At 57.8% G+C, this 7,135-nt stretch carries 7 protein-coding genes and 1 pseudogene; 7 read left to right on the top strand and 1 reads right to left on the bottom strand.

Going from position 1 to position 7,135, the window contains the following annotated elements:
• The first annotated feature begins 840 nt into the window (after positions 1-840).
• From ACF8AM_RS22105 to ACF8AM_RS22095, 3 genes are all read left to right on the top strand, one after another.
• Complete coding sequence (locus ACF8AM_RS22105) at positions 841-1,242, top strand: TadE/TadG family type IV pilus assembly protein (protein WP_392557735.1); 402 nt, start codon at positions 841-843, stop codon at positions 1,240-1,242.
• A 16-nt stretch (positions 1,243-1,258) separates the two neighbouring features.
• Positions 1,259-2,392 (top strand): VWA domain-containing protein, encoded by a 1,134-nt coding sequence (locus ACF8AM_RS22100; RefSeq protein WP_392557734.1) that lies wholly within the window; start codon positions 1,259-1,261, stop codon positions 2,390-2,392.
• Between the two features lie 77 nt (positions 2,393-2,469).
• Positions 2,470-3,033: a TadE/TadG family type IV pilus assembly protein gene (locus ACF8AM_RS22095; RefSeq protein ID WP_392557733.1), complete on the top strand. Its 564-nt coding sequence runs from the start codon at positions 2,470-2,472 to the stop codon at positions 3,031-3,033.
• Between the two features lie 59 nt (positions 3,034-3,092).
• Here the strand turns inward: ACF8AM_RS22095 and ACF8AM_RS22090 are convergent, their stop codons facing one another.
• Complete coding sequence (locus ACF8AM_RS22090; RefSeq protein ID WP_392557732.1) at positions 3,093-3,995, bottom strand: SDR family oxidoreductase; 903 nt, start codon at positions 3,993-3,995, stop codon at positions 3,093-3,095.
• Between the two features lie 179 nt (positions 3,996-4,174).
• Here ACF8AM_RS22090 and ACF8AM_RS22085 point away from each other — a divergent pair, with 179 nt between their 5' ends.
• The 4 genes and pseudogenes from ACF8AM_RS22085 to ACF8AM_RS22070 form a co-directional block, all read left to right on the top strand.
• Positions 4,175-4,387 carry a hypothetical protein gene (locus tag ACF8AM_RS22085; protein ID WP_392557731.1) on the top strand — a complete coding sequence of 71 codons (213 nt, stop codon included), beginning with the start codon at positions 4,175-4,177 and terminating at the stop codon, positions 4,385-4,387.
• A 22-nt stretch (positions 4,388-4,409) separates the two neighbouring features.
• Positions 4,410-5,657: a S1C family serine protease gene (locus ACF8AM_RS22080; protein WP_392557730.1), complete on the top strand. Its 1,248-nt coding sequence runs from the start codon at positions 4,410-4,412 to the stop codon at positions 5,655-5,657.
• A gap of 43 nt (positions 5,658-5,700) precedes the next feature.
• Positions 5,701-6,771: a PDZ domain-containing protein gene (locus ACF8AM_RS22075; protein WP_392557729.1), complete on the top strand. Its 1,071-nt coding sequence runs from the start codon at positions 5,701-5,703 to the stop codon at positions 6,769-6,771.
• Between the two features lie 3 nt (positions 6,772-6,774).
• Positions 6,775-7,135 (top strand): annotated as a pseudogene (locus tag ACF8AM_RS22070) (hypothetical protein); the annotation flags it as partial.

Here is a 7,135-nt window from a genome sequence, read left to right as displayed (position 1 = left end):
GACGATGATCATTGGTGGGGCCTTCAACGTGAAGGGTGTAAACACAAGCAACTCGTCATGGGTTGGCCCCGCCTTTCATTGCAATACCAATCTGGCGAAGCTCACGCAAAAAGCGCAACTTCAAAACTGACGCGTCGGGTTATGAAAAACCCAATGCCTCACGCAAAAGCGCAACTTCAAAACTAACGCGTCGGGTTATGAAGACGCCAATGCCTCACGCAAAAACGCAACTTCAAAAGTTTCAGCTCGGGCCTTGCTCTCTAACGTGGGCCTTCGTCTTGGCCCCAGTTTGCGGCAGTGCTCCATTTCACGGTAGCGAAACTCGCCAAGAGTTTCGTTGGATTCGGGAGATCGGCAAGTCTTGACGGTTGGCGCTGAATGCCACTTACTTCACCTTCAGGGTGGGGTGGCCCGCTTTGGGCCTGGGAGGGCGATTCTAAAACTCAGTGTGTAGCTCTCCCCTCGCTTCGCTCGACCTTCCCACGGGGAGGGGGAATTGGGAAAGGATGTGCCATTGGGCTGGCGCTACGGGAGTAGTAGGCCACGCGGTTGAACAAGGCGAAAGACTAGCCGCCAAGCTTGTCCCTTGCGCATCGCATGGCGATGTTTCGTCTTGGTTGTCGCCCCGGTTTGTTGGACAATCCTGTTGAGTGGAGCATTCGTTGGGATTGCTGCAATCGGAAGATTCGATCGGATTGCTCTGGGAACAGGCGGTTTGGGCACTGAGATTGCCTGCTTCCGTTTGAAGGTTCGCCGATTGGTGGGTTTTTGTGACGTAGGATGCATTTGTTCGCCATCGTCGCGGACCCATGACATCACCTAAGTGGGAACCCCTTCTCCATGGTCACTCGAAACAAATCAATGCATCGCAACGGGATCGCCGTCACGGAATTGGCCGTGGGACTGCCGTTGTTACTCGTGGTCATGATGGGCACGGTTGAAGCGTGCACCATGATCCGGTTGCAGCAAAAGATGAAAATGGTCGCCTACGAAGGCGCTCGTGTCGGCGTGCTGCCAGACGCGAAGGCTGAAAACGTGGAATGGCAATGCGACACGTTGGGAACGGATCAGCGTTTGAACGACATCGTCGTGGTCATGGACCCAATGGATCCGCAATCGTTGGATTCAGGAGATTGGTTCACGGTGGAAGTTCAAGCCCCATTCTCATCCAACTCTCTCATGGGCGGCTGGGGATTCGGAAACTATGACTTGACCGAGTCGGTGACTCTTCAGAAACCGTGATTGGGAATTAAGAACGATGAATCGATTGAAAGAGCGGTCCAGTCAACGTGAAGGAGCGGTCATTGTGCTGCTGGTGATCATGTTGCCGGTGTTGTTGATTTTAGCGGCTTACTCCATCAACATCGCTTACGTCGAAGCGGTCACAGCGGACAGCCAAGTGGTCACAGACGCCGCTGTGTGTGCGGCGGGGCGGATGTACGTTCAAACCGGTGACAAGAACGCTGCGTTGGAGGCGGCTCGAGAAGCAGCGGCCCGGAATCCGGTTGCTGGGCAAGTCGTTCCGATCAACATGGGCGATCTGGAATTCGGTGTCAGCGTCCGCGAAAGTTTGGACGAGGGGTATAGCTTTGAGCCGCTGACCGAAGGGAGCGAGATGGGAAATGCGGTTCGCTTGACGACCCTGTCTTTGGCGAACGCTCCTGACGCTGTTTTCTCACCTTTGTTTCCGACCCTTGGAACACATTTGGAGATTCGTCCTCAACGAGTTGCCGTGAGCACTCAGAGCACGATGGATGTTTCGTTGGTGATTGATCGGAGTGGATCGATGGCTTACGCGAGCGATGAAACGCCTGATCCTTATGTGAATCCGGCTGCTGCGCCGCCTGGATGGGCGTACGGGCAACCTGTGCCTCCTAACTCACGATGGTTGGATTTGGTCGCATCGGTCAACGCATTCAATGGCTTTCTCGAGTCATCCCCGCAATCCGAAAAACTTTGTTTGGCGACCTATGCCACGGAAGCGAGCCGTGATTGCGAGCTGACTCACTCTTACACGGAGATTGCCAGTCAGCTCGACAGCGTTTCGTATCAGTTCGATGGCGGAGGCACCAGCATCGGTTACGGGTTGCAGTCAGGTTTGTCAGCGCTCACCGATGCCGCACATGCTCGGCCCTACGCGGTGCGGACGATGGTGTTGCTGACCGATGGTCATCACAACACGGGGATGAGTCCCGAGAGCATGACCTGGGCCTTGAAAAATTCGGGGGTGACGTTGTTCACGATCACCTTCAGCCAAGACGCGGACCAATCGCGGATGGCGAATCTGGCAACCGCGTGCGGCGGAGAACACTTTCACGCCACCGACGCGAGCCAACTGCAAAGTGCTTTTGAGCAAATCGCGAAGAAGCTTCCGTCGTTGATGACCCAATGAGTCCCTCTCTCCTCTCTCTTTTGTTTTCCGCTTCGCGTTCTTGCATCATGATCAAAACCAGGTTTCAACGGTCTGCTTTGTCGACCCATCGACGCGGTGGGGCGACGGTGGTTGAGATGGCAGTTGTCTCCACCGTGCTGTTCGGCATCTTGGTTTCCGGGATCGAGTTGACGCGTGTGGCGATGCTTCGGCATTCGGCGGACCACGCCGCTTACATCGGCGCCCGTCGTGGAATCATCACGGGAGCGACTTCGGAAGAGGTACGCGACGTTGTGCAGGCGCACATGGGGGCGGTTGGCATTCGCGATGCAGAGGTGACCGTGATTCCCGAAGAGATCGCCGAAGGCACCTCGGAAGTCGAAGTGCGAGTCGGCATTCCGTTGGTGCGAAACACTTGGATCAGCCCAGGTTTGTTTGGTGAAAGTCTGCTTGGCCGAGCAAGGTTGTTGACGGAACGATCCGCCATGGTGATGAGCCGCACCATTCCGACACCTCCGCCGCCACCAGCACCCGAGCCGGAACCTGAACCGGAGCCAGAACCTGCTCCTGAGCCAGAGCCGAGCCCGGATCCGGACCCAACTCCTGAGCCCGAACCAACACCGGAACCTGAACCGGCACCTGAACCAACCCCGTTGTTGTAGGACGTTGTTTCGGTCGCAGGATCCACCGGCCAGATCGCTGGGGGGATTCCAATCGGGAGTTATCGAGTGGAGGCGAGATTTGCGAGAACGTCGTGAAGTCCCTGACGATAGGTTGGGTACTTCATCGTCGGAAGCAAATCGCGGCGAACGCGGCGGTTCCAAATTCGTTTGTTGGATTCGCTGCGGAAGCGAACGCCAGAATCCGCAGCGGGATCGACAAAGGTCGGTTCTGGCGAGTGGGTGTCTTTCGCGATCTGGCGATAGAACTCGCGGCGCACAACCGGTTCGTCGTCGCTGACCACATACAGCGGGCAACGCTGTTTTGCATCCGCAGCGGAACGGTCGAAGCTGTTCATCACCGCGGTCGCGGCATCATCGACGTGGATCAAATTCAAGTGACCACCGGGTGGGGAAGCGATGGGGCGACCGGCGATCACGTCGGCTGCCCTGGGGACGCGTCCGGGCCCATAGATTCCTGCCAGACGCAGTGTCGTCGTCGAGCGATCGTGTCGAAGCGATCGGAGTTTGGCTTCTGCGGCCAAGTGCGCTCTGCCGCCTGCCCGCGAAGGATGTGTGGGCGACGTTTCATCCACCCATAGGCCTCCGGATTGATGGTAGACACCGGTGGTGCTGATGTAACAAACGTCCGGCGATTGCTGCGGCGATCGACCGTGGTCCAAGTGTCGAGTCAAACGGGCCAGCCCATCGACTTGAGACGTGAAACGATCAACGCGGCTGTGGCGATCATAAGCGACTGCGATCAGAACGTGGGTCGTTTCCGGCAAGTTCTTCAGCGTTCGCGAATCGTTCCAGTCGAACGCGACGGGAGTGAATCCTTCGGCGGACAACGTCTCGAACCGCGATCGGGTGGTCGCGGCGACCTGCCAGCCTGCTTGGTGGGCCATTCGCCCGACTCGCAAACCCAGGTACCCGCAACCGACGATGAGCAACGATTTTGACATGACAGATCAGACGGTGGGCGAGGAAAGGGACGACGGAACCGGTCGGAAAAGACGAACAAACGGGGGCGAATCTGAGATTCGTTTGAGGCTCGAAACGACGAGCGGAAACTCAGGGTGCCCAGTTAGGCGTCCGAAAAACGGCGGATTCCAAAGAAAAACGCAACGAAGTGACACGGGACGTGAACGTTTGGAATGATCGAGGCATCCAAGCGATCTGCGGCCCGAGCGAACAGCACGAAGCGTCCTTCGGCACGTTTCCGATCAAACATTCGGTCGCAACGATTCCGGAGTTTGTTTGGATTGAACGCATTGCAGCGGTACTTTATCGCCTGAACGACGTCGTCGCGAGCGGCAAGACCTTGAACCAACTGCTGGTCGTTGGGGTACAATGAACACCGTCCGTCTTTCCTCCTGATGAATCACGCGATGCCATATCACGACACGCTCGGACTGAGGCTGATTGCCAGTTTCTTTTTGTTCGCCCTGGCGATGCCCTTGTCCACGGGGTCTGCGCAGATCATATCGGGAGTGCCTTCGGCGATCGGTGCACCACCCCTGCCACCTGGGGCGACGTTGGTTCCGCCGGCGCAGAGTGCCCCTCGAGTGGTCCCATCAGGCCCGGTCACGCACAACGCGTTTGTCCAAGAATCCGCTTCGGGGACTTCAGCCCGTCAGGCGTTCGCGGCTCGTTCCGGTGGCACCTACATCGAGCCACCCCAGGAATTGAAACAGTTGGTGAAAGAGGGCGGTGTGCCGACATCGTTGGATCAACTGCGGTTGTTGCAACGCCAACAGCAACGCGTTGCCGCCGCGGCAGAAACTTGCACGGTCAGCGTTCAGATTGGTCCTGCTCAAGGTTGCGGCGTGATCATCACGCCAACCGGTTATGTTTTGACTGCCGCTCATGTGGCGATGCGGCCTGGCAAGTCGGCGATGTTGACGCTCAACGATGGCCGCACGGTGACGGCGAAAACCTTGGGGATGAATCGCAGTGTGGACGCGGGATTGATGAAGATCGATCCTGGCCAGAACGCTCGTGATTCGGCGGGGCGTGAAATCGGATGGCCACATGCTTCTTTGGGAACCAGCGAGAATTTGAGTTCTGGCATGTGGTGCATCGCGACCGGGCATCCTGGTGGCTATGAAGCCGACCGAGGCATGGTGACTCGCGTGGGCCGCATCTTGGCGGTGTACCCGGATCGATTGGTAACCGATTGTGCGTTGATCGGCGGTGACTCCGGCGGGCCGTTGTTCGACTTGTCTGGAAAATTGATCGCGGTGCATAGCCGGATCGGAAACGATGTTGCAGACAACTTGCACGTTCCCGTGGACCACTACAATGAACACTGGGACCGGATGCAGGGCGGCAACGCTTGGGGATTTTTGCCAGGCTTTCGTCCGGTGCTCGGGATCCGAGGCAACAGCGAAGGCGGAATCGCTAACGTCGTGCGAGTCGGGCCGGGATCGCCTGCCGAGCAAGGTGGAATTCGCGAAGGGGACCAAGTGGACCAAGTGGTGACGTTTGGCGATGTCGACATCACCGATTTTGAATCATTGAAGGCTGCGGTGTCCGACACGATGCCCGGTGAACGAGTGAAGATTTGGCTGCGACGTGATGGCCAACCTGTCAAAGTCATTGTGGAGATTGGCCGTGGAGACTGATGTGCAGAAACCAACTGGAATCAGACCGCTGAACCGAGCACTCATGTCGTTGTCGATGTTGGCTCTTGTGGCTGCCTCGACGGCGGCACCAGCGAGTGCCCAAGATGGCGCGTCCGTGCCAGCTTGGTTGCAAGAACGTTTGGTCGAACGAGTCATGCATCGCCGCGACAATGGCGAGATGATGCAATTGGTGCGTCCAATCGCAGAGCGTGCGGCCGATGGCGTCGTCGGTGTGATCTGTGGTGGACGTCCGGTGGCGCTTGGTACTGTGGTCGCAAAATCCAGTTTGATGGGCGGGGCGGCGGTGGCAACAACCGACGCATACGTGATCACCAAACGCAGTGAATTGTCCAACGACCCGATTCGCGTGCGACTTCGGGATGGCCGGATGTTCCCGGCCCGTGTGGCGGCTGTCCGGCGACGTAGCGATTTGGCGTTGCTGGTGATCGAGCGCGATAACACGGGCACCTTGCCAATGCTTCGTCCGGTAACGTTGACTTCTTCGGTTCCGGTCGTCGGCAGTTTCTTGATCAGTCCCGACCGAACGAATCGTGTGATTGGGTTGGGCGTCATGGGCGCTGGACCACGTCGCGTTGAACATCGTGGCATGTTGGGGGTCCAATTGAATCCCAATGCATCCACCGCCGGTGCACAAGTCGAACAAATCCTTCCCAACAGCAGTGCGTCCGAAGCCGGTTTGGAATCAGGAGACCGGATCATCGCCATCAACGGGGAAATGCAGAACAACAAAGACGCGGTGATGTCGACGTTGCGACGCATGTTCCCTGGCGAGATCGTTCAGTTGACCATCGTTCGCGATGGGGACACGAAAGAATTGTCTGCCAAAATGCGGGAAGCATCGATTGTCACCGAGTCGGAAAATGACGCTCGCGTCAACGGAGCCAGGAACATCCGATTGTCGGGATTCGAAGAAGTCCTGCAGCACGACACGGTTTTGAACCCCGATCAATGTGGCGGCCCGTTGCTCAATAGCGATGGCCAAGTCATCGGGGTGAACATCGCTCGCGCCGGTCGTGTGGTCAGCTACGCGCTGCCGTCGGCGTTGGTGTCGGTCGAAGTTTCCAGCATGATCGCGGAAGCGGGCGGGAAGTGATCGTTGGTTGACGCGGCTTCTTCCGGTGATGATTTTCAACCCTTCGCAGTTCAGTGCGTCAGTTGCCTGTCTCGATTGAAGGTCAGCAACCCGGCTCTGATCGGCACGATTGTGAATTGCCCGAAGTGCAATTCCTTCGTGCAAATCGATCCGCCGAGCACCCATCCATCGGCCAAGACGCCGCCGTCTCCTCCGCCTGCACCTGACGTTTCTGATCCGACGCCAGCGGTTCCGCAGCTCACGTTGGGTGACGAATCGATTGGCAGCGAAGCGGTGACCGAAGCCGGCATGTCGGTCGGTGACCTGGCCGCTGATTTCGCGGATGCAGGACCGCAGAACACGGGCGATCCGATTCGAGTGCCTC

Source organism: Rhodopirellula sp. JB055, from assembly GCF_043100905.1.
Taxonomy (GTDB): Bacteria; Planctomycetota; Planctomycetia; order Pirellulales; family Pirellulaceae; genus Rhodopirellula.
This window is presented reverse-complemented; position numbering and strand designations above follow the sequence as displayed.

Coding starts and splice junctions, on each gene's coding strand:
- ACF8AM_RS22080 (WP_392557730.1), top strand. CDS start 4,410: ATGAATCACGCGATGCCATATCACGACACGCTCGGACTGAGGCTGATT.
- ACF8AM_RS22100 (WP_392557734.1), top strand. CDS start 1,259: ATGAATCGATTGAAAGAGCGGTCCAGTCAACGTGAAGGAGCGGTCATT.
- ACF8AM_RS22075 (WP_392557729.1), top strand. CDS start 5,701: ATGTCGTTGTCGATGTTGGCTCTTGTGGCTGCCTCGACGGCGGCACCA.
- ACF8AM_RS22090 (WP_392557732.1), bottom strand. CDS start 3,995: ATGTCAAAATCGTTGCTCATCGTCGGTTGCGGGTACCTGGGTTTGCGA.
- ACF8AM_RS22105 (WP_392557735.1), top strand. CDS start 841: ATGGTCACTCGAAACAAATCAATGCATCGCAACGGGATCGCCGTCACG.